This is a genomic window from Lysobacterales bacterium, assembly GCA_014946745.1.
Lineage (GTDB): Bacteria > Pseudomonadota > Gammaproteobacteria > Xanthomonadales > Xanthomonadaceae > Aquimonas.
Map to the genome: position 1 here is coordinate 588,976 of JADCRD010000003.1, position 25,797 is coordinate 614,772.

20 protein-coding genes are annotated in these 25,797 nt (G+C 68.9%); 6 read left to right on the forward strand and 14 right to left on the reverse strand.

Annotated features, from left to right (window positions below; all coding sequences use genetic code 11):
* Positions 1-188: 188 nt before the first annotated feature.
* Genes H4O13_18185 through H4O13_18195 form a run of 3 tightly spaced genes read right to left on the reverse strand, consistent with a single transcriptional unit; the run spans position 189 to position 3,156 of the window.
* Positions 189-1,433: a hypothetical protein gene (locus H4O13_18185; GenBank protein ID MBE5317324.1), complete on the reverse strand. Its 1,245-nt coding sequence runs from the start codon at positions 1,431-1,433 to the stop codon at positions 189-191.
* Positions 1,430-1,945 carry a sigma-70 family RNA polymerase sigma factor gene (locus H4O13_18190; protein MBE5317325.1) on the reverse strand — a complete coding sequence of 172 codons (516 nt, stop codon included), beginning with the start codon at positions 1,943-1,945 and terminating at the stop codon, positions 1,430-1,432. The genes H4O13_18185 and H4O13_18190 overlap by 4 nt, the downstream gene beginning before the upstream one ends.
* A complete protein-coding gene (locus tag H4O13_18195; GenBank protein MBE5317326.1) occupies positions 1,942-3,156 on the reverse strand; it encodes an acyltransferase family protein in 1,215 nt (404 codons plus the stop codon). Before H4O13_18195 ends, H4O13_18190 begins: the two co-directional genes overlap by 4 nt.
* 194 nt (positions 3,157-3,350) lie before the next feature.
* Here H4O13_18195 and H4O13_18200 point away from each other — a divergent pair, with 194 nt between their 5' ends.
* On the forward strand, positions 3,351-4,973 hold the full coding sequence (locus H4O13_18200) for an NAD+ synthase (protein MBE5317327.1): 1,623 nt from the start codon (positions 3,351-3,353) through the stop codon (positions 4,971-4,973).
* Positions 4,974-5,285: 312 nt separating this feature from the next.
* On the opposite strand, the gene H4O13_18205 is transcribed toward H4O13_18200, so the two are convergent.
* Entirely contained in the window at positions 5,286-5,789 is a 504-nt protein-coding gene (locus H4O13_18205; protein ID MBE5317328.1) for a hypothetical protein, read from the reverse strand.
* Between the two features lie 814 nt (positions 5,790-6,603).
* Here H4O13_18205 and H4O13_18210 point away from each other — a divergent pair.
* A complete protein-coding gene (locus H4O13_18210) occupies positions 6,604-8,967 on the forward strand; it encodes a cellulose binding domain-containing protein (protein MBE5317329.1) in 2,364 nt (787 codons plus the stop codon).
* A 222-nt stretch (positions 8,968-9,189) separates the two neighbouring features.
* Here H4O13_18210 and H4O13_18215 read toward each other — a convergent pair whose 3' ends face one another.
* On the reverse strand, positions 9,190-10,020 hold the full coding sequence (locus H4O13_18215; protein MBE5317330.1) for an outer membrane protein assembly factor BamD: 831 nt from the start codon (positions 10,018-10,020) through the stop codon (positions 9,190-9,192).
* Between the two features lie 116 nt (positions 10,021-10,136).
* Between H4O13_18215 and rluD the strand changes: the two genes are divergently transcribed.
* The gene (rluD, locus tag H4O13_18220) at positions 10,137-11,132 is read left to right on the forward strand and encodes a 23S rRNA pseudouridine(1911/1915/1917) synthase RluD (GenBank protein MBE5317331.1); all 996 of its coding nucleotides are present in this window, start codon (positions 10,137-10,139) and stop codon (positions 11,130-11,132) included.
* On the forward strand, positions 11,089-11,946 hold the full coding sequence (pgeF, locus tag H4O13_18225) for a peptidoglycan editing factor PgeF (GenBank protein ID MBE5317332.1): 858 nt from the start codon (positions 11,089-11,091) through the stop codon (positions 11,944-11,946). The genes rluD and pgeF overlap by 44 nt, the downstream gene beginning before the upstream one ends.
* Positions 11,947-12,135: 189 nt before the next feature.
* Here the strand turns inward: pgeF and H4O13_18230 are convergent, their stop codons facing one another.
* Positions 12,136-12,747 carry an alpha/beta hydrolase gene (locus H4O13_18230; GenBank protein ID MBE5317333.1) on the reverse strand — a complete coding sequence of 204 codons (612 nt, stop codon included), beginning with the start codon at positions 12,745-12,747 and terminating at the stop codon, positions 12,136-12,138.
* 30 nt (positions 12,748-12,777) lie between these two features.
* Entirely contained in the window at positions 12,778-14,538 is a 1,761-nt protein-coding gene (gene aspS, locus H4O13_18235) for an aspartate--tRNA ligase (protein ID MBE5317334.1), read from the reverse strand.
* 182 nt (positions 14,539-14,720) lie between these two features.
* On the opposite strand from aspS, the gene H4O13_18240 reads away from it, so the two are divergent.
* Entirely contained in the window at positions 14,721-16,202 is a 1,482-nt protein-coding gene (locus H4O13_18240; GenBank protein ID MBE5317335.1) for a tetratricopeptide repeat protein, read from the forward strand.
* Positions 16,203-16,472: 270 nt separating this feature from the next.
* On the opposite strand, the gene H4O13_18245 is transcribed toward H4O13_18240, so the two are convergent.
* The 5 genes from H4O13_18245 to H4O13_18265 all read right to left on the reverse strand — a co-directional run bounded on the left by H4O13_18245 (position 16,473) and on the right by H4O13_18265 (position 22,954).
* The gene (locus H4O13_18245; protein MBE5317336.1) at positions 16,473-17,186 is read right to left on the reverse strand and encodes a hypothetical protein; all 714 of its coding nucleotides are present in this window, start codon (positions 17,184-17,186) and stop codon (positions 16,473-16,475) included.
* A 118-nt stretch (positions 17,187-17,304) separates the two neighbouring features.
* On the reverse strand, positions 17,305-17,976 hold the full coding sequence (locus H4O13_18250; protein MBE5317337.1) for a Fe2+-dependent dioxygenase: 672 nt from the start codon (positions 17,974-17,976) through the stop codon (positions 17,305-17,307).
* A 72-nt stretch (positions 17,977-18,048) separates the two neighbouring features.
* A complete protein-coding gene (locus tag H4O13_18255) occupies positions 18,049-20,196 on the reverse strand; it encodes a TonB-dependent siderophore receptor (GenBank protein ID MBE5317338.1) in 2,148 nt (715 codons plus the stop codon).
* A gap of 476 nt (positions 20,197-20,672) precedes the next feature.
* Positions 20,673-21,902, reverse strand: coding sequence for a membrane dipeptidase (locus H4O13_18260; protein MBE5317339.1), 1,230 nt, complete (start codon positions 21,900-21,902; stop codon positions 20,673-20,675).
* A gap of 155 nt (positions 21,903-22,057) precedes the next feature.
* Positions 22,058-22,954, reverse strand: coding sequence for a hypothetical protein (locus H4O13_18265; GenBank protein ID MBE5317340.1), 897 nt, complete (start codon positions 22,952-22,954; stop codon positions 22,058-22,060).
* A gap of 347 nt (positions 22,955-23,301) precedes the next feature.
* Here H4O13_18265 and H4O13_18270 point away from each other — a divergent pair, with 347 nt between their 5' ends.
* Positions 23,302-23,463: a hypothetical protein gene (locus tag H4O13_18270; protein ID MBE5317341.1), complete on the forward strand. Its 162-nt coding sequence runs from the start codon at positions 23,302-23,304 to the stop codon at positions 23,461-23,463.
* A gap of 19 nt (positions 23,464-23,482) precedes the next feature.
* Here H4O13_18270 and H4O13_18275 read toward each other — a convergent pair whose 3' ends face one another.
* Both H4O13_18275 and H4O13_18280 read right to left on the reverse strand, forming a co-directional pair.
* Entirely contained in the window at positions 23,483-24,340 is an 858-nt protein-coding gene (locus tag H4O13_18275; GenBank protein ID MBE5317342.1) for an SAM-dependent methyltransferase, read from the reverse strand.
* 510 nt (positions 24,341-24,850) lie between these two features.
* Positions 24,851-25,786 (reverse strand): hypothetical protein, encoded by a 936-nt coding sequence (locus H4O13_18280; protein MBE5317343.1) that lies wholly within the window; start codon positions 25,784-25,786, stop codon positions 24,851-24,853.
* Positions 25,787-25,797 lie beyond the last annotated feature (11 nt).

Below are 25,797 nucleotides of genomic sequence, written 5' to 3' on the forward strand. Positions count from 1 at the left end.
CTCAGCGGAGGCAGTGGGTCGCGGCGAGATCTCTAGCAGGCTGTTGAAAAACAGCCTGCTAGCCCGGCCAGGGATGGTCGGGACGACGAAGCAAGCGCGTAAGCGATTGATTTGTCGTGAGGCGGTACGGACCTGCGCCGGACCGCCGACTTGAAAAACTCCCCGGAAGGGAGTTTTTCAACAAGCTGCTAGTCCGGCACCCTGCTGCAGCTCAATAGTGCCTCGCCGCGAACCAGCGCGAACCCGCTCAGCGCGTCCGCCCATGCGGACATCCGTTTCGCCCCGCGCCGCGCCTGAAGAACCAGCAGCGCCGTGAAAATCGCAGCGAAGCCCAGCAAGGCGCCGCTCGCAGGCGCTCCCAAGGCGGCGACCAGGTCCACGGCAGATGCGGTCTGCACCACCACCTGCACCAGCATCAGCACCATCAGCGGGAGCCCGATCACGCCGCCGATGGCGAAGCGGCGGCGCAGCTGCAGTGCCGATGCCAGCCGCGCACGGAAGGCGGGCAGGCCGCCCGGCAGCGGGTTCAGCGCCAGGCGCAGCTGGATCGTGGGCGCCAACTGCGCGACCAGCCAGAGGTTGATCAGCACGCCCGGCACGATGAACTGCGGCAGGCCGGCGTGCGCCGCATGGAACAGGCCGATCGCGACCAGTCCGGCCGCACAGGCGAGGATGCCGAGCAGCAGGCGACGGCGCAGGGCGGCGACGTCGGCACGCAGGTCGTCGGGCAGCGTCTGCGACTGCAGGGCGGCTTCGGGGTCGCGCTCGGCATCGAGATCAAAGGCGAGTCGCGCATCGAGTTCCACGCGCGCGCGCGTCCAGCTGTCGCCATCACCGGCGCGGGCGGAGCGTGTGCTCGTCGCGAAGCGCCTGCGCCACCACGCGGCTGCGCCGAGACTGAGCGGGATGAAGGCGAGCCCCAGGCCGAGGTTCACCCACCACACGCTGGCAGGCAGACCGCGCAGCAGATCGCCGCCGAACAGGCCCTTCAGCAGCACCGCCAGCAGCGGCAGCCACAGCAGCAGGCTGCAGGACAGCAGCAGTCGGGTCTGGCGCTGGCGACGTGATTGCAGCCGATCCAGGCGCTGCTGCAGTTCGACGCTGGGCGCGCTCAGGTCGAGACGGCGCAGCGCCAGCCACTCGCTGAGGCCCACCAGGACTTCGCCAAACGCCAGTGCCAGCAGAGCAACGCCCATCAGCACCCAGGCCCACTGGCCCCAGTGCGAAGCGATGAAGACGAGCAGGCCGAGCGACATCGGAACCGCCAGCGCGAGGCCCGCGATGAGCCAACCGCGGTGTCGGCGAAAGGCCGAAGCGGTGCGGCGATCGAGCTGCGCGCGCACGGCGGCCAGATCCAGGTGCAGGCGCTGATCCAGCGCGCGGCCCTGGTCGGCCCAGCGGCCGCGCAGGGTGTCTAGGTCGAGCGGATTCATGGGTGTGCCTCCGAGGCCGCGTAGTCGCGCTGCAGCCGTTGCTTGATGCGGTGGATGCGGGTCGAGACGTTGCTGGTGCTCATGCCCAGCAGCTCGCCGATGTCGTCCTGCGAATACCCTTCCAGCCACAGCAGGATCAGGGCGCGATCGATGGGGTCCAGGCGCGCGATCAGCTGGTGCAGGGCGCGCAGGTCATCGCCTTCGGCGTCGAGCACCGCGTCGGCGGCGGCGAGGTCCATGCCGAAGTCCTCGATCGGCAGCGCGTCGCGGATCCGCCGCGACTCGCCGCGGTGCAGGGAAATCGCCACGTTCATCGCGATCCGGTACATCCAGGTCGAGACGGCGACGCGGCCGTCGAACTTCGGCCAGGCCCGCCAAAGCTCGGCGATCACGTCCTGGATGAGATCGCCGCGGTCCTCACGGCGCGAGCAATACGCGTTCGCGACCTTGTAGAGCAGGCCCTTGTGGCGATCGAGGGCTTCGAGAAAGGCGGTCTGCTGATCGCGGGTCACGGCGAAGTTTCCGAGGCTACCGCCGGGGCCTGTGCGCGTCGCGGCGAGCCACCGTTGAGCCAGCGCCCGAGAGCGGTGTGGCGCACGCCGAGCTGATAGGTCGCCAGCAGAGCAGCGAGGCTCAGAGCCAGCGCCACGGGATACTCGACCCACCAGGGCGCCTGCACCCGACTGGCCAGCACCTGCGCCGCCATCACCACCGGCAGGTGGGCGAGATAGAGGAAGTACGAGGACTCCGCCAGATAGCGCGAGGCCGGGTGCGCGCGCTCCAGATAGCGCAGGGCCAGGCCCAGCAGCGCCAGCGTCCAGCCCCAAGCGCAGAGCCCATTGGCATAGGCGTACAGCCAGGTCAGCGGCGCGCCGTGTTCGGCGGCTGCCGCCGGCGACTGCAGGCCGATCAGCGCGATGCAGGCGATGTGGCCGATCAGGGCCAGGGCAAGATTCAGCGGCCAGCGCCGAGCGAGCGACTGCAGCAGCGGTGGCTGCCGCTGCATCGCCCAGCCGACCGTAAACGCAAGCCCGTAGCAGAGCAGGGCCGCGGCCGAGGGATACAGCGACTGATCCGGCGTCGGAATGCCGAACCACTGCCACCAGCCTTCGCGCATCGCCAGCGCAGCGGCCACGGGCAGAGCGAGGATCAGCGCCGCACGCGGGCCGAGCACGGCGCGCATCAAGACATCCAACGCAGCCTGCACGCGGCCTCCGCGTTCGCTCCAGGCCAGCAGCGCGCGCAGCGCCAGCGCGGCCGGATAGAACAGACAGAGCAGGTACAGGAACCACAGATGCATCAGCGGAAAGTTCTCCGCCGACAGCGGCGGCTGCTCCTGCTCGGGCAACTCGCCGCCGTGCTTCAGCCATGCCGCCCACACCACCACCGCGATCACCGCCACCAGCAGCGGAAACCAGAAGGCCAGCAGCGGCAGCAGGATGCGCCGCAGGCGATCGCGCACGAAGCCGCCGAACCCGCGGCGCTCCAGCAGCAGTCGGCCGAAGTAGCCGGCCAGCAGGAAGAACAGGCTCATGCGGAAGCTGTGCACCCAGAAGAAGAACCCGCCCAGCGCCAGTGAAGCCTGGCCTTCGGCGACGATCCAGAAGGTCTCCGCGCCCGGCAGGTAGGACATGCTGGCGTGCAGGGCGATGCCCAGCAGCAAGGCGAAGCCGCGCAGGGCGTCCAGGCCGTGCAGACGATCGATGGTGGCGGTGGGAGTCACGGAGTCCTCGCTTGCGGTGGTCGGGTTGAGCGGCCCATGCAGCGTTGTTCGCCAGCAGGCGATGGAATCTCACAGTCGTGTGACCTGCGCGGAGAGGTTCGCGCTCGATCTTTCCCGTGACCCGGACGCGTCATCGCGCCGCGGCTCCGTTGCGCAAACTAAACTCATCGGCCAGCACTCGCGACCACCCTCCCATGCGCCTCGCCCTCGCCCAGTTCGATTTCCCCGTCGGTGCCGTCGCCGCCAATGCCGCGCGCATCCGCGCCCTGATCGAGCAGGCGCGCGACCAACTGGCGGCCGATCTGGTGGTGTTTCCCGAGCTCGCGATCTGCGGCTACCCGCCCGAGGACCTGCTGCTGCGGCCCAGCTTTCTGGAGGCCTGCGAAGCGGTGGTCGATGCGCTGATCCCGCAGGTGCAGGGCATCACCGCCGTGGTCGGGCATCCGCAGCGCATCGAAGGGGCGCTGTACAACGTCGTCAGCGTGATTGGCGAGGGCCGCTTGATCACCCGCTACGTCAAGCAGCGTTTGCCCAACTACGCGGTGTTCGACGAGAAGCGCTACTTCGCGCATGCCAGTGATGACGCCGCTGGCGCCGGTGTGTTCGAGGTCGCCGGCGTGCGCGTCGGCCTGCTCATCTGCGAGGACGTCTGGCACGACGCACCGCTGGCCGAGCGAGCGCGTCAGGGTGTGCAGCTCTGCGTCGTCACCAACGCCTCGCCCTATGAGGCCGACAAGCTGGCCGAGCGCGCGGCGCTCTTGGGGCGCCAGTCGGCGGCGAGCGGCGTGGCCATCGCCTATGCCAACGCGGTGGGCGGGCAGGATTCGGTCGTGTTCGACGGCGCCAGCCAGCTCGCCGATGGCGACGGCAGCGTGCACGCGCCGGCGGAGAGCTTCGCCGAACACCTGCTGCTGGCCGGCTTCGATGCCGCAAAGCGCCAGCTGGTGCCGATGCTGTGGCCACAAAACGCTGCGACCTCACGCGCCGCGCAGACCTGGGGCGCGCTGGTCCGCGGCACCCGCGACTATGTGCGCAAGAGCGGGTTCTCGAAGGTGCTGCTGGGCCTGTCCGGCGGCATCGATTCGGCGCTGGTGCTGGCGGTTGCGGTGGATGCGCTGGGACCCGAAAAGGTCAGCGCCGTGCGCCTGCCATCGCGCTACACCTCGGACCTGAGCCAGGACCTCGCCGCAGACCAGGCGCAGCGGCAGGGCGTGCGCCTGCTGACCCTGCCGATCGAGCCGCCGTTTGCGGGTTTCCTCGGCAGCCTCGACGGCCTGCTGGAAGGCCGCGACAGTGATCTGACCGAACAGAATCTGCAGTCGCGCTCGCGCGGTGCGCTGCTGATGGCGCTGTCGAATCTGGAGGGCGCGCTGCTGCTCACCACCGGCAACAAGAGCGAGTACGCGGTCGGCTACGCCACCATCTACGGCGACATGTGCGGCGCCTACGCGCCGCTGCTGGATGTCTACAAGACCGAAGTCTACGCGCTGGCCGAGTGGCGCAATCGCGAGGCCGAAGTCATTCCGCGCGGCGTGATCGAGCGCGCGCCGTCGGCCGAGCTCAAGCCCGGCCAGGTCGACCAGGACTCGCTGCCGCCCTACGAGCTGCTGGACGCTATCCTCTATCGCTTCGTCGATCTTGAGCAGTCGCAGGCCGAGATCACTGCGCAGGGCTTTGACGCGGCGACAGTCGATCGCGTGGCCAGGCTGGTGTTCCGAAGTGAATACAAGCGCCGCCAGGCCGCGCCGGGCCCGAAGGTGTCGCGTCGCGCATTCGGGCGCGAGCGGCGCTATCCGATCTGTTCGGGGTGGGGGTGAGGTGTGCCTCGCGCGCCCCGACGCTCTCGGACGTCCTACTCCCGGGCGACGATCAGGTGAGGCGAGTCCTCGAATTCGGGAAGTCGATCCGAGAGATGGATGTGGTCGTAGCGGGCTCCCATGCGCTCCATCTCCGATGCGCAGTGGTGCAGAAAGCTGGCGATCCTACGCAGCGCTTCGGGGGACGCGCAGAGAGCAACTTCACTGAGTCGGTGAGGAGAATCGCCATCGCGGGTCTCGGGGTGTCCGTATAGCTTCATGTCTGAGATGTCCGGTCTTGGCGTTGGAAGGCACACGCCGCTGGAAGGTGTTTCAGGGCGAGGACGTAGGTCGCCATTCGAACTCGATGTCCCGGCACTCGATCAGCCAGTTGTCTCTGCCTAGAAACTCGATCTCGTGAAGCACGAGACCCCGGTCAGAGAGTCGCACTTCGTCGCGATATACCTCGGTCGGGGATGTATCCGCATGCTTCGAGGAAAGTTGGAAGGAGCGGACTCCGCGATACCTCAGGTGCAGATACCCGTCGTGGTAAGCGCCCAGCAACACGAGTTCCAGATCTGTTGCTCGTTCTCCACCGGCTGTCGGGAGCGAGCGATCAATGAAGTGGATGCTTGCAACCCAGGCATCGTGTGGTGCGCGATGATCGCTGAAGTTGTTGCGCCATGGCGCCGAAGCGTACTCGAATGCCGAAACCGGGAATCGAGCGCAGTTCTCTTCGAGATACGCCGCATAGCGACGGTGGGCCGCGAGCATGTTCTGGATCTCAGCGGCGTCATCGCCGTCGAGTGCTCGCCAGTCTTCGTACAGCGTGAACATGGGGCTGTGGTTCCTTGATCGAGTTGCAGAACAATCGCCGAGCTTCGCGCCCTCGAGCGAAATGGGGCAGAGCCAAGCGCCGCCTTCTTGCATAGCCGTTTCGTGTGCCAAGCCAATGCCGCGAATGGCGTCGCAGAGCGGCATCATCCGCGTTCCGTTGACGTGGGAGGACCGCCAGCCGCCCTGAGAACACCGCCTCCGCAAAGATGGCCAGATCCCACCGCGGTTGATCGAAGGCTTCGCGCGTTCGCTCTTGCTGTGCTTCGCGTCGGTGCTCGCCCGGTAGCCGGTGCTCATGCGAGCTGACGGTGCGCGCCAAGGGCTCGTCCGCCGCCATAGCGCTTCAGGCGAGCTGACTCCGCCCACCGCCTTGAGCGTCTGGCATCGCGCCCCCGTTGCGGCGGTTGACGCTGCTGAAAGCTCTACCCGCGCGCCGCCTGTGCGTATCGGGAGTTCCGATGATCCCGGTAGACATCGACGCCTGACACCGGTGGCGCGCGACGAACGTCGGCGAACGTGAGGGATCTCGGGTCCGGGCGACGAGCGGTTGCGTCGGGGGCATGAACGGCGATGTGACCAAATGTTTCTGCGTGCAGCATGGCGGCGGGGAGAGCGGGCGCGTGTCGCGGCCTGCTCGCGCAGGGGGCTGCGCATTCCGAGATGTCGAGGCTGGCTGCGCGTGGGTCCTCCGACCTGCGCGGCGTCGGCCTGCGTCGCATCGATCGGGTTGCCCGCCCCTGGGCCCTTGCTGCGCCGCTGCGTCCGGCGCCTGAACTTCATCGATCGTCGAACGAATTCCGGAGAACTGTCCGCCATGCTTCTACATTCGCTCACCGCCGCCCTGCGCCTTGCCATTGGCACCGGCCTGTTGGCTTGCACGCTCACCGCACCCGCTCTGGCGGCACGCCAGGCTGAATACCTGGACCGCGGTGTGGTCGCCCTGCCTTCAGGCAACGGCATCTTCGTAAGCTGGCGTTTGCTCGGCGACGATCCCAGCGCGATCGGCTTCAACGTCTACCGCAACGGCACCCGCCTGAACGGCTCGCCGATCACCGCCAGCACGAGCTTCTTCGACGCTGCCGGCAGCACCAGCGCGGCCTACACGGTGCGGCCGGTGGTGAACGGCGTCGAGCGCGCGGCCAACCCGGCCAAGCCGACCTGGTCCAACCCCTACTGGACGATCAACCTCAGCCGTCCGGCGGCCGGAACGACGCCCAGCGGCGAGGCCTACACCTACTCGCCCAACGATCTCAGCGTGGGCGATCTCGACGGCGACGGGCAGTACGAGGTCGTGGTCAAGTGGGACCCCTCCAATGCCAAGGACAACTCGCAGTCCGGCTACACCGGCAACGTCTTCGTCGACGCCTACCGGATGAACGGCACGCGGCTGTGGCGGATTGATCTCGGCAGGAACATCCGCGCTGGTGCGCACTACACGCAGTTCATCGTCTACGACCTGGACGGCGACGGTAAGGCCGAAGTGGCGATGAAAACCGCGCCGGGCACTCGCGACGGGGTCGGCACGGTGCTGGGCGGCAGCAACGCCAACGCCGATTACCGCAACAGCGGCGGCTACGTGCTGACGGGCCCTGAGTACCTGACCATCTTCAGCGGCCAGACCGGCGCAGCGCTGAGCACGGTGGACTACGTGCCCGCGCGCGGCACCGTCAGCAGTTGGGGCGACAGCTACGGCAACCGCGTCGATCGCTTCCTCGCCGGTGTGGCCTATCTGGACGGTGCCCGCCCCAGTCTGATCATGGCCCGCGGCTACTACACCCGCGCGGTCGTTGCCGCCTGGGATTGGCGCGGCGGCAGCCTCAGCCGTCGCTGGACCTTCGACAGCAATGCCAGCGGCAATGGCGCTGCGGCCGGCCAGGGCGCGCACAGCCTGAGCATTGCCGATGTCGACCAGGACGGTCGCGATGAGATCGTCTACGGCTCGGCCACGCTCAACGACAACGGCAGCCTGATGTATTCGACCCGGTTGGGCCACGGCGATGCGCTGCATGTCGGCGACTTCCAGCCGGGCCGACCGGGCCTTGAAGTGTTCATGATCCACGAGTCGCCAGCGAGCTACGGCAACAACGGCGTGCAGATGCACGACGCCCGCACGGGCCAGATCCTGTGGGGCTTCCAGGGCGGTGGCGACATTGGCCGCGGGGTGATCATGGACATCGACCCGCGCCATCCTGGCGCCGAGAGCTGGGCCAGCGTGGGCGGCATCAACTCGCCGACCGGGCTGGCCATCAGCGCGACCAAGCCGGCCTCCACCAACTTCGCGGTGTGGTGGGACGGCGACCTGCTGCGGGAGCAGCTCAACAACACCATGATCGACAAGTGGGACCACAGCAGCAGCCGCAGCGCGCGACTGCTCAGTGCGCACGACAGCGGGGCGGCGTCGAACAACAGCACCAAGGCCACACCGGGGCTGTCGGCGGACCTGCTCGGCGACTGGCGCGAAGAGGTGATCTGGCGGCACTCGAACAACACCCAGCTGCTGGTGTTCTCGACCACCGCACCCACCGGCCACCGCCTGCGCACCCTGATGCATGACCTGCAGTACCGCGTGGCCATCGCCTGGCAGAACGTGGGCTACAACCAGCCGCCGCACCCGAGCTTCTTCCTCGGCGACGGGATGACGCCGCCGCCCGCGCCGGCCCTGAGTTTCGTCGGTGCGAATCCGAACGCGGGCCCGGGGTCGGGATCGAGCAGCAGCGCGTCCAGCAGCAGCGCCAGCAGCAGTTCGTCGAGCAGCCTGTCCTCCAGCAGCAGCTCGTCAAGCAGCAACTCGTCGAGCAGCAACTCGTCGAGCAGCAGCTCTTCCTCCAGCAGCTCTTCCAGCAGCTCTTCCAGCAGCAGCTCCTCTAGCAGCTCGGCGCCGGCGGCAAGCTGCAGCTATGTGATCACCAACAACTGGGGGGCCGGGTTCACCGGCGCGATCCGCATCACCAATCGCAGCACGCGCGCCATTTCCGGCTGGTCGGTGAGCTGGACCTATGCGGGCACCACCCGTCTGAGCGGGGCTTGGAACGCCAACCTCAGCGGCAGCAACCCCTACTCGGCCTCGAACCTGAGCTGGAACGCCAGCATTCAGCCGGGTCAGACGGTGGAGTTCGGCTTCCAGGGCACGCACGGCGCAGCCGAGATTCCCGTGGTGCGCGGCAGCGTGTGCGGCTGACGGGCGAAGAGCAGCCCGGCCCGCGAGGCCGGGCTGCAGCGGGTGGGAGCCGCGACGCAATCGCCTGGGCGCGTCGCCTGTCGTGAAGCGGTAGTGGCCTGCGCCGTACTGCCGACGCCAGAAACGCCCAGGAAGGCCCTCTTTCGACGGACGAGCGGAAGGCGAAAAAGAAGAAGGCCGCGCAAGCGCGGCCTTCGGGTTCAACCGGACGACGCGGCGAGCTCAGCCGCGCGTCTCGCCCATGAAGGGAATCAGCTGCTTCCACTTGGCCTGCTCACGCGGCCAGCCGCCTTCGAAATACGCGTGGTTCGGGTGGTTCAGCTCCAGCACGCGGCGGGCATCGGCTTCCAGCGTGGTCTGTCCCAGCTGGCGGTAGCTCTCGGCCAGCACGGCCACGGCATCGCCGCTGAACTCCGACTGCGGGTAGTTCTCCAGGATGAACTGCGCGCGGTTGATGGCACCCACGTAGGCGCGGCGCTTCAGGTAGTAGGTGGCGACGTTGATCTCGTAGCGGGCCAGCTGGTTGCGCAGGAAGATCATGCGCTGGCGGGCGTCGGCGGCGTAGCGGCCATTGGGATAGCGCTGGATCAGCTCGGCGAAATCGTTGAACGCCTGGCGCGGCGCGCCCTGGTCGCGGCGGGTCATGTCGAGGCCGCCGATGCGCGAGAACACGCTGCGCTCGCGGTCGAAGTTGATCAGACCGCGCAGGTAGTAGGCGTACTCGATGTGCGGGTGCGTCGGGTACGTGCGGATGAAGCGGCCCACCGCCGAGGTGGCCTCTTCCGACTGGCTGTTGCGGTAGTACACGTAAGCGAGCTCGATCTGCGACTGCTCGGTGTAGGGACCGAAGGGGAAGCGTGCGATCAGGCGCTTGTAGTAGCGCTCGGCCTTGGGCAGGTTGCCGCGCTCCAGCGCGGACTTCGCCTCGGCATACAGGCCCTCGACCGGCAGCGTCTCCAGCGGGTCGTCCTTGCCGAATCGGCCACAGGCCGAAAGCATCAGGGCGAGCAGGCTGAGCAGCAGCAGGCGGGGCAGTCCGGCGGTCAGGGTCATGCGGAACGCGTTCCTGTTCGGGGCGAAGGCGAGTCGGGCATCATAGCAGCCCGCTTCCGGCGCGGCCCGGGCTCTGGCCTGACCGCGTATCGGGCGCCCACTAAAGCGCGCAATCGATGAATCCCTCTGGAACACCCGCTGACGACGCCTCGATCGAAGTCCGCGAACTCACCCTGGCGGTCGGCTCGGCAGGCCTGCGCTTCGACCAGGCCCTGGCCGAGGCCCTGCCCGAGTTCTCGCGCTCGCGTCTCGCAGCCTGGATCAAGGCCGGCGACGCCCTGATCGAAGGCCGCACGGCGAAACCCAAAGAGCCGGTCAACGGCGGCGAGCGGGTGCGACTCACCGTGCGGCTGGAGACGGTCGAACACGCCGCCCCGCAGGACATCGCGCTCGACATCCTCTATCAGGACGCCGACCTGCTGGTGGTCAACAAGCCCGCGGGCCTGGTGGTGCACCCCGGCGCGGGCAACCCGGCCGGCACCCTGGTCAATGCCCTGCTGCATTTCGATGAGCGCCTGAGCGCGCTGCCGCGCGCCGGCATCATCCATCGGCTCGACAAGGAAACCAGCGGCGCGCTGGTCATCGCGCGTACGCCCCAGGCGCACGCAGGCCTGGTTGAGCAGCTGGCCGCGCGCGAGGTGCATCGGCAGTACGAGTGCGTGGTCTACGGTGTGCTGGTGGCGGGCGGCACCGTCGATGCGCCGCTCGACCGTCACCCGGTCGATCGCCTGCGTCGCGCCGTGGTCGAGGACGGCAAGCCCGCGATCACCCACTACCGCGTGCGCCAGCGCTTTCGCGCGCACACCCACCTGCAGGTGAACCTGGAAACCGGCCGCACGCATCAGATCCGCGTGCACATGGCGCATCTTCGCCATCCGCTGCTGGGCGATCCGCTGTACGGCGGTGGCCTGAAGCTGCCAAAGGCCGCCGCGCCCGAATTCGTCGAGGCTCTTCGCGCCTTCAAGCGCCAGGCCCTGCACGCCGAGCGCATCGCGTTTGCGCATCCGCGCAGCGGCGAGACCGTCGACGTGGAAGCGCCGCGGCCGACCGATCTGCAGGCCCTGCTCGATGCGCTGGCGGTCGATCTGGCCGAAGCTTCGCTCAAGCGCTGAGGCGGCCGTGATCGATCCGCGCATCCGTCAGCCCCTCGAACGTGCGCTCGACGCGCAGGCGCGGGCTTCGGTGAGGCTTGACGCCGACTGGCCTGCGCATTCCCACATACGCGGCTTCAGCACCCTTCGGCGCGGCTTGAACGTCGGTGTATCCAAGCCGCCGTTCGATGACTTCAACCTCGGCGCGCACTGCGGCGATGAGCCGCAGGCGGTCGCCACCAATCGCGCCGCGCTGGGCTGGGCGGGCGCCTTGCCCTCCGCACCCTGCTGGCTGCGCCAGGTGCACGGCACCCGGGTCTGGCGCTTCGACGCGCCGAGTGCGGTCGAGATCGAAGCCGATGCCTCGGTCACTTCGACGCCCGGCGTGGTCTTGGCCGTGCTGACCGCCGACTGCCTGCCGGTGCTGTTCGCCGCGCGCGATGGCAGCGAAGTCGGCGCGGCGCACGCGGGCTGGCGCGGGCTGTGCGCGGGCGTGCTGGAGAACACCGTGGCGGCGATGCGCAGCGCGCCGAGCGATCTCATCGCCTGGCTCGGCCCCGCTGCGGGGCCGCAGGCCTACGAAGTGGGCGAGGAAGTGCGTGCGGCCTTCGTTGGGCGTGATATGGCGGCGGCCAGCGCCTTCGTCGCGACCCGAGCGGGCCGTTGGCTCTGCGATCTCTATGCGCTGGCGCGGCTGCGGCTCGCTGCGGTGGGCGTGCAGGCCGTACACGGGGGCGGGCGCTGCACCATCAGCGAACCCGCAGCCTTCTTCTCGCACCGGCGCGACGGCCGCAGCGGGCGCATGGCCAGCCTGGTGTGGATCGAGCCTACCTAGGCGGCGAGCCCTCAATCCGTGCGCGCTTGGTGCGTCGTCGACCTCAGCTCAAAGCGCACCACGGGCGAACCCAACGAAGGCGCGTGACGCCGCAGCTTCAACGCGCGGAGTGCCTCGATTCGCATGGGGTGGGCCCGCGCCCACTCTGGCCTCGAACCTGCGCCGACCACCGCGCGACCCCGATCCGCCTCAGCGCTCGAACCGCCCCTCGCGCAGAAACTGTGCTGCCTGCCGCGCGACCTCCTGCGAGTAGATCAGCCCGGTGTGGCTGGTGCGCACTACGACATGATCGACCAAGCCTGGCGGCCGCGTTTCGGCCACGGTGACCGTGCCGTCGTGCGCCCCTTCAAAGCGGCCGAACCAATGGCCGAGGCCCAGCGGCAGCGTGCCGGCGATCACCCCAACCTCGAAGCCTTCGGGCAGCGGCAGCACGCCTTCGCGCAGCAGGTGCACGGCCTTGCCCAGCACGCGCCCCAGCGGTCCGCGCGCGGCCACTCCCGCGGCCGTGCTGCTGCCGGTCAGGGGTGAGCCGAGGCAGAGGATCCGCCCGATCGGCAGCTCCGGATGCGCGCGCGCGCACTCGACGGACAGCAGCCCACCCATGCTGTGCCCGATCAGGTGGATCGGACCTTCGCCCGGCCAGTCGCGGAGGCGACGCTGCAGGCGCGAGAGATGCTCGTGCGGGCTGGCCAACACCGAGCGGTAGTCGAAATACTCGGCCTCGAAGCCCGCCGCGCGCAGGCGCGCGCGCAGCGGCAGCAGGGTCAGCCCACGCAGCCAGAGCCCGTGCAGCAGCAGCACACGCGGGCGCGGCGACTCCGTCACCGCCGCTCAGCCCTGCGGAAGATCGACTTTGACCGACAGCTCCTTGAGCTGTGCGGCCGGAATCGACGAAGGCGCCGAGGTCAGCAAACACTGCGCGCTCGCGGTTTTCGGGAATGCGATCACGTCGCGGATCGACTCGGTGCCGGCGATCAGCGCGGCGATGCGGTCGATGCCGAAGGCGATGCCGCCGTGCGGCGGCGCGCCGTGGTTCAGCGCCTCCAGCAGGAAGCCGAACTTGAGCTGGGCCTCTTCGGCCTCGATGCCGAGCAGCTCGAACACGGCCGCCTGCATATCGGTGCGGTGGATGCGGATCGAACCGCCGCCGATCTCGTTGCCGTTCAGCACCATGTCGTAGCCGCGGCTGACCGCGATCTTCGCGTTCGCGCGCAGGTCGGCGATGTCGTCGACGGCAGGCGCGGTGAAGGGGTGGTGCAGGGCGACGTAGCGGCCGCTTTCTTCGTCCCACTCGAACATCGGGAAGTCGGTGACCCACAGCGGCTTCCAGGCGTTATCGACGCGGCCGAGGTCGCGGCCGAGCTTGAGACGCAGGGCGCCCATGAAGTCGCTGACGACCTTGTAGGTGCCGGCGCCGAAGAACAGCAGGTCGCCGTTCTCCGCATTCGCGAGCTTGAGGATCGCGGCGATGGCCTCATCAGAGAGGAACTTCGCGATCGGCGAGTTGATGCCTTCGCGGCCCTTGGCGATGTCGTCGACGCGCATCCAGGCCAGGCCCTTGGCGCCGTAGCGCGCGACGAAGGCCGCGTAGTCGTCGATCTGCTTGCGCGAGAGCTGCGCCTGCGGCGCGCGCAGCGCGACCACGCGGCCGTCGGCGTGCTCGGCCCATTCGGCGAAGACCTTGAACTCGCAGCCGCGCACGGCCTCGGCGATGTCGACCAGCTCAAGGTCGATGCGCAGGTCGGGCTTGTCCGAGCCGTAGCGGCGCATGGCCTCGGCATAGGTCATGCGCGGGAAGGGATTGGCCAGCTCGATGCCGTCGACCTCGCGCAGCACACGGCGGATCATGTCCTCGACGAAGTCCTGCACGTCGCGCTCGCGGACGAAGGCGAACTCCATGTCGAGCTGGGTGAACTCCGGCTGGCGGTCGGCGCGCAGGTCCTCGTCGCGGAAGCAGCGGGCGATCTGATAGTAGCGATCGAAGCCGGCCATCATCAGCAGCTGCTTGAACAGCTGCGGCGACTGCGGCAGGGCGAAGAACTGGCCGCCGTGCACGCGCGAGGGCACCAGGTAGTCGCGCGCGCCTTCGGGCGTGGCCTTGGTCAGGATTGGCGTCTCGATATCCTGGAAACCGGCGGCGTCCAGATGCCGGCGCAGGGCCTGCACCAGCTTGATGCGGGTGCGCATCATGCGCTGCATCTCGGGGCGGCGCAGGTCGAGGTGGCGGTACTTCAGGCGCGAATCCTCGCCCGGGTTCTCGTGGCCGTAGAAGGGCAGCTTGCCGGCCTTGTTCAAGATCTCGATTTCGCTGGCGACGATCTCGACGCGGCCCGAGCGGATGCGCTCGTTGACGCTGTGGCGCGCACGCACGGTGCCGACCACGCGCAGCACGTCCTCATAGCCCAGGCTGGCCGCGACCTCGAACAGGGCGGCCTGGTCGGGCTCGACCACCACCTGCACCACGCCCTCGTGGTCGCGCAGGTCGATGAAGCAGACGCCGCCGAGGTTGCGGGCGACATCGGTCCAGCCGCAGAGGGTGACGCTCTGGCCGAGCAGGGCCTCGTCGACGAGACCGCAGAAGTGGGTACGCATGGCAGCTCCGGGGCGCCGCGCTTGGCGCGGACGCGATCAGCTTGGGAAAGGGAGGAGGCGCGGCGGCCGGCTCAGGGCCGGTCGCGCGGGCCGCATAGCGTAGGCCCGCGGACCGCCTGCGGCAATGCGGCATCCGGGCTATTCTCGCCGGCTTTCGCGAAAGCACCGGACCCTGTCGTCGCATGAGCACCCCCCAGCTGGACGCCGCCATGAACCTCCACCGCGCCGGGCGCCTCGACGAGGCCGAGCAGGCCTATCGGGCCCTGCTGCCGACCCAGCCGGCCAGCGCCGGGCGAATGCTGGGCGTGCTGCTGCTGCAGCGCGAACGCTGGGCGGAAGGCGCCGCTGTGCTGGTGCCGCTGTCCAAGGCCGAGCCGCGCGACGCCGAGCTGGCGGTGAACGCGTCGCTGGCGCTGCGGCGCAGCGGCCAGCGCGAACCCGCGGTGATGGCGGCGCGCTGCGCGACCGCGGCCGATCCGCAGCGCCTGTCGGGCTGGAACGCGCTGGGGCTCGCTGCGCTGGAAACGGGCGAGCTTGAAGAAGCGCTCACGGCCTTCGAGCGCGGCCTCCAGCTCGCTCCTGGACACCCGGCCTTGTCCCTGCACCGCGCCCAGACCCTGCGTCGGCTGGGCCGCTACAGCGAGGCCGGGCCGGCGTTCGCCGAGCTGGTGAACGCCCAGCCCGCTTTGCTTGAGGCCTGGCGCGGCCTGGCCGCGACCAACGCGGCCGTCGGCAACGTCGATCTTGCGCTTGAATGCCGCAGTCGCGCGCTGGCGCTGCAGCCGCAGGACCCGGAGCTGCGCCTTGAGCACGCGGTCGCCCAGCTGCTGCACGAGCAGGCCGAGGCGGCGGTGCGCTCGATCGAGGCCCTGATTGCGGACGGCCACGGCGATGCCCAGGCCTGGGCCTGGCTGGGCCGCGCGCAGCTCAAGTGCGGCCAGCGCGAGGCCGCCCGCGCGGCTTTCGCGCAGGCGCAGCAGCGCGATCCCCAGGATCAAGTGGTTGCCCACTTTCTGGCGGCGCTCACCGGTGAGCTGCCGAGCGAGGTGGAAAGCGACTACATCCGACGCCTGTTCGACGACTTCGCCGGCCATTTCGAAAGCACCCTCGTCGGCAAACTCGGCTATGCCACGCCGGCGCGGCTCGCGGCGTTCATCCGCGAACAGGCCGGCGATGCCTTCGCGACCGTGCTCGACCTCGGCTGCGGCACCGGCCTGATGGCGGTCGAGCTGGCGGCCGAGGGCCGCGTCATCGATGGCGTTGATCTGTCGACCCGCATGCTCGACGTGGCGCGCACCAAGGGCCTCTACCGCGCGCTCTACGCCGCCGAGGTGCTGGAGTTCCTGCGCGGACTCGATCAGCGCTGGGACCTCATCGTCGCCGCCGACGTGTTCGTCTATTTCGCCGACTTGGCGGCCGTGTTCGCCGCGGCCTTCGAGCGCCTGCCGCCGGGTGGCGGCTTCGCATTCTCGATCGAGCGCAGCGCCGGCGATGCCACCGAGCTGCCGGCCGAGACCGGCCGCTACCGCCACGCGCCTGCAGCGCTGCGCGCGCAGCTGGCAGCCTGTGGTTTCGTTGGGATTGCGGAGCAGCAGGTCGCCATCCGCCTCGAAAAGGGCGAGCCGGTGGCCGGCGTGCTGATGCTGGCCACGCGGCCGGGCTGATCGCGAGGGAAGCTCTGATTTGTTGGAGCTTCCGGCGCGCGAGGGATGGCGCGCCCGCGGATCCAGCAGGCACGTGCTTGATCCAGCTCGACCGAGCGAAGCGGAGGCGTCGCCGCGCAGCGGCCGAACGCGTCCGGACATGCGCCGGACGCGCGACCACGGATCAAGGCCAGGAGGGACTTGGTCCGTGTTGCCCTAGGCTCCGTTCTCCTCGATCGGTCAAGGCGCAGGGAGAGCGGAGCAGCCTGCCTCGTCGCAGCCCCGCCGCGATCAGCTTTCCGCGCGTTTCTCACCGTCGCCGGGCAGCGGCGCATGGCCCCAGGGCGTCGGCGGGATGTCGACCGGCGTGGTCAGGTCGAACTCGACCTGGAACAGGCGGCCGCCCGGTCGCGACAGTTCGTACAGGTAGCGCTTGCCCGGCTCGATCTCGATCGCCCAGGTGTTGGTGGTGGAGACCGCCCGGCCCTGCGCGTTGAACAGGTCGATGCTGAAGGCATCGACCGGGAACTCCTGGCGCAGCGCGCTGCCCTCGCTCGCGGTGTCGCCGCCGTACTGGGTCATCGCGTCCTCGCTGCCGTCGGCATGACGATGGTCGTGCTTGAGTCGCAGGCCGGTCTCGGTGCGGGTGATGACCCAGGTGCGCGAACGGTCGTCGCCGACGTGGAAGGGCAGCTTGACCTCGGTGTCGCCGCACTCGCGCACATGCATCACCAGCGCCTTGCCCTCGAAGGGGTCGTTCGGCTCCGCCGGCACGTTGGTGACGATGCGTCCCGCGAAAGCCTGGCCGCAGTGTTGGCGCAGGGCGTCGAGGAAGGCATCGGGGGCTGCGCGCTCGGCGGGAGCCACCGGCGCTTCGGCGGCGGCAGGTGCGGCGGCCGCGGTCGTCGGTGCCGGCGCTGCAGTGCTGCTGGCGGGAGGCGCATCGTTGCCGCAGGCCGCGAGCAGACACAGGGCGGGCAGCAGGGCCAGTTTCGGAAGCGTCATCGGGCTCGGGCTCGAAAAATGGAAGGCTCGGGACCGTAGCAGAGCTCGGCCGCGAACGCATCGCGGCGCCCGCAGCGTGCTGGTGCGTGGGCCCTCGCTCACCCGGCGCGGTGTGGGTTCAGAGCTCCGCCCACTGCCTCATCAGGTTGTGATAGACGCCCGACAGCTGCACCAGCTCCGCGCTGTCGCCGTGGCGGCGGCGCAGGCCCTGGATGTTGAGATCGAGATCGAGCAGCAGGCGGCGCTGCTCACCGCTGCGGACCAGGCTCTGCACCCAGAAGAACGAGGCGATGCGTTCGCCGCGCGTCACCGGCGCCACGCGATGCAGGGTGGTCGCCGGATAGAGGATCATCGAGCCGGCCGCGAGCTTGATGCGCTGGGTGCCGTGGTAGTCCTCGATCAGCAGCTCGCCGCCCTCGTACTCCTCGGGGCCGTTCAAGAACAGCGTGCAGGAGAGGTCCGTGCGCAGCTTGCGCGTCTCACCGCGGATGGCGTTGTCGATGTGGTGGCCGAAGTCCATGCCCTCGCCGTAGCGATTGAACAGCGGCGGAAAGATCGCGTGCGGAAGCGCAGCGGCGATGAACAGCGGATGCGCAGACAGCTTTCCAACGATCCGCTCACCCAGCACCTGCGCAGCCTCGCAGTCCTCCGGCAGCTGCTGGTTGCGCTTGACCTGGGCCGACTGGTGGCCGGCGGTGATGCGGCCGTCGGCCCAGGGCGCGCGGGCGAGCAGGTCGCGGGCGAAGGCCAGCTCGTCCGCGGTGAGCACATCGGGGATGGGCAGAAGCATGTCTGGTCAGTCTTGCAGTGAGGTTGGCGATGCAGGACGCCGGGCGCGGGCCCGGCGTCCTTTCCAGCGGCATCAGAACGCGTAGCTGAAGCTCAGGCGCCAGCTGCGCCCTTCGCCCGGGGTGAGAAACACCGGGTGCGCGAACTCGAAGTACTCGGTGTCCGCCAAGTTGTAGGCGTTCAGCGCCACTCGCCAGCGCTTCGTGCGGTAGCCGGCATAGGCATCCCAGCGCGTGTAGGCGGGGACGGCCAGCGTGTTGCCGGTGTTGGCGAAACGCTCGCCGACGTGGAAGGCGCCGCCACCCAGCTCGAAGCCGCCACCGAACTCGTAGACGCTCCACAGGCTGGCGCTGCGTCGCGGCGCATTGGCCGGGCGATTGCCTTCGATCGCAACGCCGCTGTTGGTCTGGTTGGATTCGATGATCTCCGGATCCATCAGAGCGACGCCCCCGAAGACGTGCCAGGCCTCGGTGATCGCCCCCGAGATGCCCAGCTCCACGCCGCGGCTGCGCTGGCGGCCGTCCAGGGTCTGCACCGCGGTGTTGCCGGGATCGACGTCGCGGGCGTTGAACTTGTCGAGGGAGAACAGGGCGACATCGACCAGCAGGCGATCGCCGAGGGGCGTGTACTTGAAGCCGACTTCGAGATTGCGCGTCTCTTCGGGGTCGAGCTGGGCCGAGCTCTCGCTCAAGCCGAAGGTTTCCGCCGAGGGGTTGAAGGCGTTCGAGGCGTTGGCGTACCAAGCGGCCTTCTCGCTGGGCTGGTAGACCGCGCCGAGCGTGTAGGCCGTCATGTCGTCCTCGCGTTCGAGCACGGCGCCGGTGAGTTCGTTGCTCACCCGCGCCTCGAACTGGTCGTGGCGCAGGCCAGCCAGCAGCCGCCACTGCTCGCTCAGCTTGAGGTTGTCCTGCAGATAGAGCGCGCGCGTATCGGTCGCGGTCTTGCTGTAGGTCGACAGCGCGGCGCCCTCCAGCGAACTGGGCAGCGGCACGCTGACGCGCACCGAGCCCGGGTTCAGCAGCGGCACCGGCGGCAGCGCGGCCAGACCGGCGCGCGCGCGGTTGCTGAAATCTTCGCGGCCGAGATCGAGGCCAAGCGCGATCTCGTGGCTGATCGCTCCGGTGTTCGCGCTGAAGGCCAGATCGGTCTGGTTGTAGAAATTGTTCTGGGTGGTGCCGGTCAGCGTGTGGTTGCGCGTCACCGGGGTGCTGGCATCGAGAGTGGCGGCGGTGAGCGCGTTCGGCCGCACCATCCGGTGCAGGCGTTCGACATCGCTGAAGCTCATCGTGTGGCGCAGCTCGGCGCCGTTGGCGAAGCCGTGGCTCAGGGCCACGCGGCTGCTCAGAACGTCGTACTGGCTGAAGGAGTCGCGGCCAAGGCCATAGTGATTGCCGCGCGGTACGTCGACGGGCGTGCCTGAGGGCAGGTGCCAGGGGATGCCGTAGTCGGCGACGCCATCCTCGGTCTGCCACAGCAGATTCGCCTCAAGGCGTGTCGTATCGCCGAGGCTCAGGCCCAGGCTGGGGGCCACGCCTCGGCGCTCGACGAACACCGTATCGCGGAAGCTGTCGGCGTCGTGGTAGAGCGCGGCCACGCGCAGGCCCGCGGCTTCGTTGACGCTTTCGTTCAAGTCGAGCACGGCGCGCTGCAGGCTGTGCGCGCCCAGGCTGAGATCGACGCGCTGGAAATCTTCGGCCTGCGGGCGCTTTGAAGCGGTGTTGACCACGCCGCCGGCGGCACCGCGGCCGAACTGCATGGCGGCGGCGCCCTTCAAGACTTCGACCTGCTCGGTGGCGAAGGTGTCGCGGGCGTACTGGCCGTTGTCGCGCACGCCGTCGAGGTAGATGTCGGTGCGCCCACCGAAACCGCGCAGGCTGATGTTGTCGCCTCTGAACCCACCCTCGCCCGAGGCCAGCGTGAGGCCCGCCACGTTGCGCAGGGCGTCGGCGAGATTGATCGCGCCCTGGGTCTCGATGACCGCGTTCGGCACCACGCTGACCGCGCGCGGCGCATCGCGCAGCGGTTCCGGCAGCTTGAGTCCGCCGGCTTCGGCGCGGTAGCGGTCGGGCGTGCTGCCCTGTACGTCGACGCGATCCAGCTGTTCGGCGGGCGCGCTGGCGCCGTCGGCGGTTTCGATGAGGACCGATTCGGCCTGGGCGGGAAGGGCGAACGCAGCGAGCAGGGCCGCATACAGCGGCGCGCTGTGGGACGGGGAGGGCATTGCGTAACTCCGGTCGAAAGGCAGGCGTGTTGTCGTGAGGGCCTGGCTGTGGACCGTGGCGACTGGCCTCGGAGGCGAACGCGATCGGTCGTGCATGACCCGAGCGCGCGGTCGATCCGGAGCGAGCTGCACAGTCCCACTCGAACGGCTGGGTACCCGCGGGGCCGCGCGCACTCAGCGTGGCGCGGCGGGCGGCAAGTGTAGAGTTAAATGAGAATTGATCGCAACTGAAGCCCGGCCCGGAGGGGCAGTCGACCCAGCCGCCGCAAGCCGCGGAGTCTGCGTGCGTATGCGCGTCTTCTCCGAGTTACGAACGCGCCTGGGAGTGGGAGAGCGATGGCGCGCCTGCCAATGGGCCGGCGAGTCGATGCAGGGGCTCAGCGCGCGCAAGCCGCCGCGAAGCCAGGGCGGGCCCTGCCTTCAGGCGTCAGGCGGAGCGCGCGGAGGGCTGGGCAAGCGCTGGTTTGCGCGGGCGCTCAGTCCGCTTCGGCCGCATCCTGCGCCGCGCGCAGGATGCGCAGCACGTTGCCGCCCCAGAGCTTGCGGATCTCGTCTTCGCCGTAGCCGCGGCGCATCAGTTCCCAGGTGACGTTGAGCGTCTCGGCCGCATTGTCCCAGCCGACCACGCCGCCGCCGCCGTCGAAGTCCGAGGCGATGCCGACATGGTCCACGCCGATGAGGTCCACCGCGTAATCGATGTGGTCGACAAAGGCGTCGAGGCCGACGTCCGAATAGCGCGCGCGCAGGTCGAGCACACCCTGGTTGTAGGCGGCGATGTCGGCTTCGCTGGCGGCGTCCCACCCCTTGGCGATGTGCGTGGCGCGCAGCTCGGCGATGCCGGCGGCCACCTCCGGCGCAAGCGCCGCCACGTAGGAACGGAAGGCCACCATCTGCGCGACGCCGCCGTTGTCGCGGATCGCTTTCAGCTGTTCGTCGTCGAGGTTGCGAGCGTTCTCGTAGCGGCCCGCGGCGCCCGAGTGCGAGGCGATGACCGGCGCGCGCGACAGCGACACGGCCTCCAGCATCGAGCGTTTGCCGACGTGGCTGATGTCGACCAGGATGCCGAGATCGTTCAGCGCCTTGACAAGATCTCGCCCGAGCTCGGTGAGGCCTTCGTCCTCAGGGGCATCGCCCAGCGCCGGGTTCGGATTCGAGCTGCCGCCGAACTGGTTGTGGCCCATGTGGGTGAGGCCGACGTAGCGCACGCCGCGCTCGGCCCACAGCGCTATGCCCGCGATCGAGGGGCCCAGCGGATAGGCGTTCTCCATGCCGATCAGCGCGACCTTGCGGCCGCTGGCGTGGATGGACTCGACCTCGTCGGCGGTGGTGGCCAGCGCGATCTGGTCCGGGTAAGCCTCGATGGCGCGACGGATCGCGCGGTAGCTGTTTTCGGCGCTGGCCGCGGCTTTCGCGTAGCCCGCGTCATCGCGCGCGCCCTGACCGGTGAAGACGATCAGGAACATCGCATCAAGGCCGCCGGCGCGCATCTTCGGCAGGTCAACCTGGGCGCGGGTGAAACGGCCGGGGTCGAGTTGTTCGGTCGCATAGCCGCGGCCGATGTCGACGTGGGTGTCAAGAGTGAGAACCTGCGTGTGCAGGGCGCGGGCCTCGGTCTCGGACACCTCGCGCGGCGTGCGCGCGTCCGCGCTGGCGAAGGGCAGGGCGAGGCCGGCAAGCAGCAGGCAGGACAGGACGGTTCGAGTCATCGCTGGGGTTCGCGGAAAGGGAAGCCAAACCCGAGTGTCGCGGCGCGGCCCTCGCCTGCACACCGCCGAAAGTCCCATGGATGTGGGGTCAGCCTGCGCAGCAAAGGCCGCGACCGGGCTCCAGGCGCCCGGTCGCGGCCTTTGCGTGAGTGGCCTCAGCCTTCCGACTCGACCGGCTCGTCGCCGCCGAGCTCGATGTGCACGTGTTCGTTCCAGTCGGCCGCGGCCTCCTTGGTGTACCAGCGGCCTTCGACCAGCACCAGCGACTGCTCGAACTGCAGCGGCGCATCGAACACGGTGACGGTGGTACGCACGCGCGCCTCATCACCCTCCACCTCGAGCACTTCCATGCGCGCGGTCGAGGCGATGGCGTCGACGTCGATGCCATACAGCTTCACCGCCTGCTTGCCGGCGGCCAACATGCGCCCGCCGTGGCCCAGCAGCTGCTCGAAGCTCAGCATCTTGAGCTGGTCCAGCTCGCTGATGCCGGTGCGACGCGCCGCATCCGCGAACAGGCTCAGGGCCTCACGCAGGGTGTCGGCGCTGAAGAAGTCGGTCTCGATGATCCAGGCTTCGATGCCCGGCAGCGCGCGCTTCAGCATCTCGCGCTGCTCGTCGGTCAGCTCGGAGTCCGGCGAGGTGATGGCCATGTTCATCGCGCCCAGACCCAGCAGGATCATGCCTTCGGACTGCGCCGCGCGCTCACGCAGCTTGGGCTCGATCTCCGCCATCAGCTGGTCGACAGCGTCCGGCGCGATCAGCTTCTGCAGGCCTTCGGTGAACTCCGCCCGCTGTGCCTCGGTGGTTGGCTTGAGGCGGGCCTCTTCGTACTTGTCGAGCAGGCGCTGGTAGTGCGACGGCGGCAGGCTGCCGCGGACCAGGGCCGCCAGATCGTTGCTGCGGAACTGGCGCACCAGCTCCTGCAGCTGGATCGCCGGGTCGGCAGCCGCAACCGCGCTTATCGCCACCGTGGCCGGGGTCTGTGCGGGCAGGGTCTGCGGGGCCAGGCCCAGGAAGGCCAGGAGTGAAAGGGTGAGCATCGTGCTGCGCATGGGCATCCTCCTTGTGCGGTGCCGGGCGGATCGCCGCGGCCGCATGTCCCGATCGGAACTCCCGGTCGGCGTCCTGCTGGCCGGGAGTCGGTGTCCTGCACGCGGTCATCCGCTCGCAGCAGGTCCTGCTCGGCGGCGGTTGCGGTGTGCATCCGGGGCAGCAGGTGGGTTTAGTGTTGTAGATAACTACAACACCACGCAGTGCCGGAAGTCATGCCTGTGCGTCACGCGCGGCGGGGGCTTGCGTCCGGCCCTCGCCGAATCGGAGAGTGCGGCGGCAGCCGATGCGGCTCCCCAATCCGCCCTGCCGCGTGCCCCGGCTCGCGGCCGTCAACGAGGAACGCCCCATGCTGAGACTGTGGATCACCCTGCTGCTGGTGCTGCTGCTGATCGGCGCCGTGGTGGGGGCGTTGACGCGGACCGAGCCCAAGCGGCTCTGGGCCTTCGCCTTGGGCCTGCTATGCGTGGGCCTGATCGGCGGCGGGCTGCTGTGGATCTTCGCGCCCTGAGGCGTGGCAGCGCCGCGGGTCAGCGGTGCTGCCGCGTGGCCTTGATCGCGAACACGCCGTCCAGCGCCAGCTCGGCGCGGAAGCCGGCCTTCTCCAGACGCCGCGAGACCTCGCGCGGCACGTCGCGGCCGCTGGTCAGCCGGTTCGGCGCACCGGTGTAGTGGAACAGGCGGCCGCCGGGCTTCAGCACCCGCGCCAGCTGGTCGTAGAACGCCTGCGAGTAGAGCTCGCCGGCAATGCCGAAGCGCGGCGGATCGTGCAGAGCCGCATCGAAGCCGGCCTCAGGCAGATCCGCGATCGCCAGCGAGACGTCACCCTGTCGCAGCTCCAGACGGCCGGCCGCTTCGGCCGAAGATGGATCGGGCGACCATGGGTTGAGTCTGCGCAGCCAGTGCACCGAGGGGTTCTTCTCGAAGCTCAGGATCTGCGCGGCGCCTTGCTCCAGCGCACAGGCAGCGAAGTAGCCGAGGCCGCCGCAGGTGTCGAGCAGGCGCTTGCCGCGCGGCTGCACCAGTTTGACCTTGCGCCGCGCGTCCTCGAAGGGCGAGAGCTTCGAGGTCGGCAGCATCTTGATGCCATCGATCTCGAAGGTCGGCGCGCCCCATTCGGTTGGCACCAGCTTGATCAGCGAACCCGAATACACCTGGACCGGGAGAAACTCGCCCTCATCCCAGTAGTACAGCGTGCGTTCCCGCAGGGCCGAGGGATAGGGAAAGCGCTGCCCCCTGGCGCTCCAGTCTTCGAAGGAAAGCGCTAGGCACTCCGTGCTCCGACCGAGGTCGAGGGAAAGCGTCAGGCCTGCATCACCCCTGTCACGCGCTGCTCTCAGGGCGTCGGCAATGTCCTTGGTGATTAGCAACGTGGTGGGCGCTTTCAAGAGATCGACTTCGAAGAAGGCGGCGCGGACCTTAGCAGATGACCGCAGCCCGTCGAGGCTCTCCTGTCGCGACCCGCAGCCGGTGGGCGCATCCGGCCCTGGCGCGCCTGAGGGCCGCTTTGGCCCACGAGTGCCCGACCGGCGCCCACGCCCCCGATCCTCCAGGAGTCAAGCGCCCATGCCCGCTGCCGTCGCGCTCTTCGCGGGCGAACCGGCGGATCCTTGGAAGACCTCGAAGTGGGAAGGGCTGAAGCACATCCTGCGAAAGCTGCCATCAAGGCGTTCTCGTGCGGATGTTTGGCGTCGAAATCAGCGGCTGTGGTCGTCGACCCGACGCACGGGCAACGCAGAGACGATCCCCGTGTGCGGCGGTTACGTCTGCAGCCATCCGCGCCATCCTGGCGCCCATCGACCAGCGAGATTCGCAAACGCCAACGCTTCAACTGCCGCAGTGGCGCTTGGCATCGCCCGAAGTGGCTGCGTCACCTCAGCATTCGCCAGCGGCTTGCTTCAAGGCGGGTAGGGGCCGCGGAACTCGGTGTCGCGAATCTCAGCCTGCCACAGCCGTTTGCCGTCGCTCAGATTGATTGCCTGCAGCTCCGGTCGCTGGACGTCAATGTCGTTCTCTTCGAACGCAATGCTGAGGGGCTCAACAAACAGCAGCACACCTTCGACCACTTCGAAGGGCAGATACGAGTGCTGGCTGTCGATCGATCCCAGCGCGGCCCCCTTGCTGTCCTGCAGCGTCCAGCGATAACCACCCTGAGAGATCGGTTCTGAGACCAGAGTGTGAGCGCTACTGGCGGAGTGGAAGCGCCGTGCAGCCCCCGGCTGAGGCAGGCCGATTTCGACAAGGCGCGGCTTTTCTGACCCGAGGCCTTTGCTGTTTGCCACCGGCGAGAGCTTGGCATCCGTCCAGTCGACGCTGAAACTGCCCGCGAGCGCTACCGAAGCGTCCTCCGGCTGGGCTTTCTTCGGCGCAGCGCCATCGCGGGTCGGGCCCCAGTCATCGCCGGCCAGCAAAGCCCCGCTGATGTGGCTGTGCCGGTACGCCCAGTCAAGGCTGGCACTGCTGGCCTTGATCTGGAATTGCTCGCCCAGGCGGTCGTCGATGAGTGCCCGAGCGGGGTGCGGCAGAGGCGCGGATCCGTGACCACCGACAGCCCCCGAGCTGGCATCGATGAGGGCGTAGTGCACACGTCCGCGTTCCGCCGGTTCAGCCACGGCCAGCACCCGGTTCTCGCTCAGCGCGACGGGCATGTCGGCGGCCTGACTCGTCCAGCGCTGCTTGCCATTGGCGATGTTGATGGCGGCAATGCCGCCCTCAGGGCGCATCACCAGGACCTGCGAATTGGCAGGGTCCACGAGCACCCCGCGCTGCAACTCGGTTGCTTGCGACGGACTGGCGAAGCCCAGGCAGGCCAACACGCACAGGATGGGGCGCATAGGTATGAACA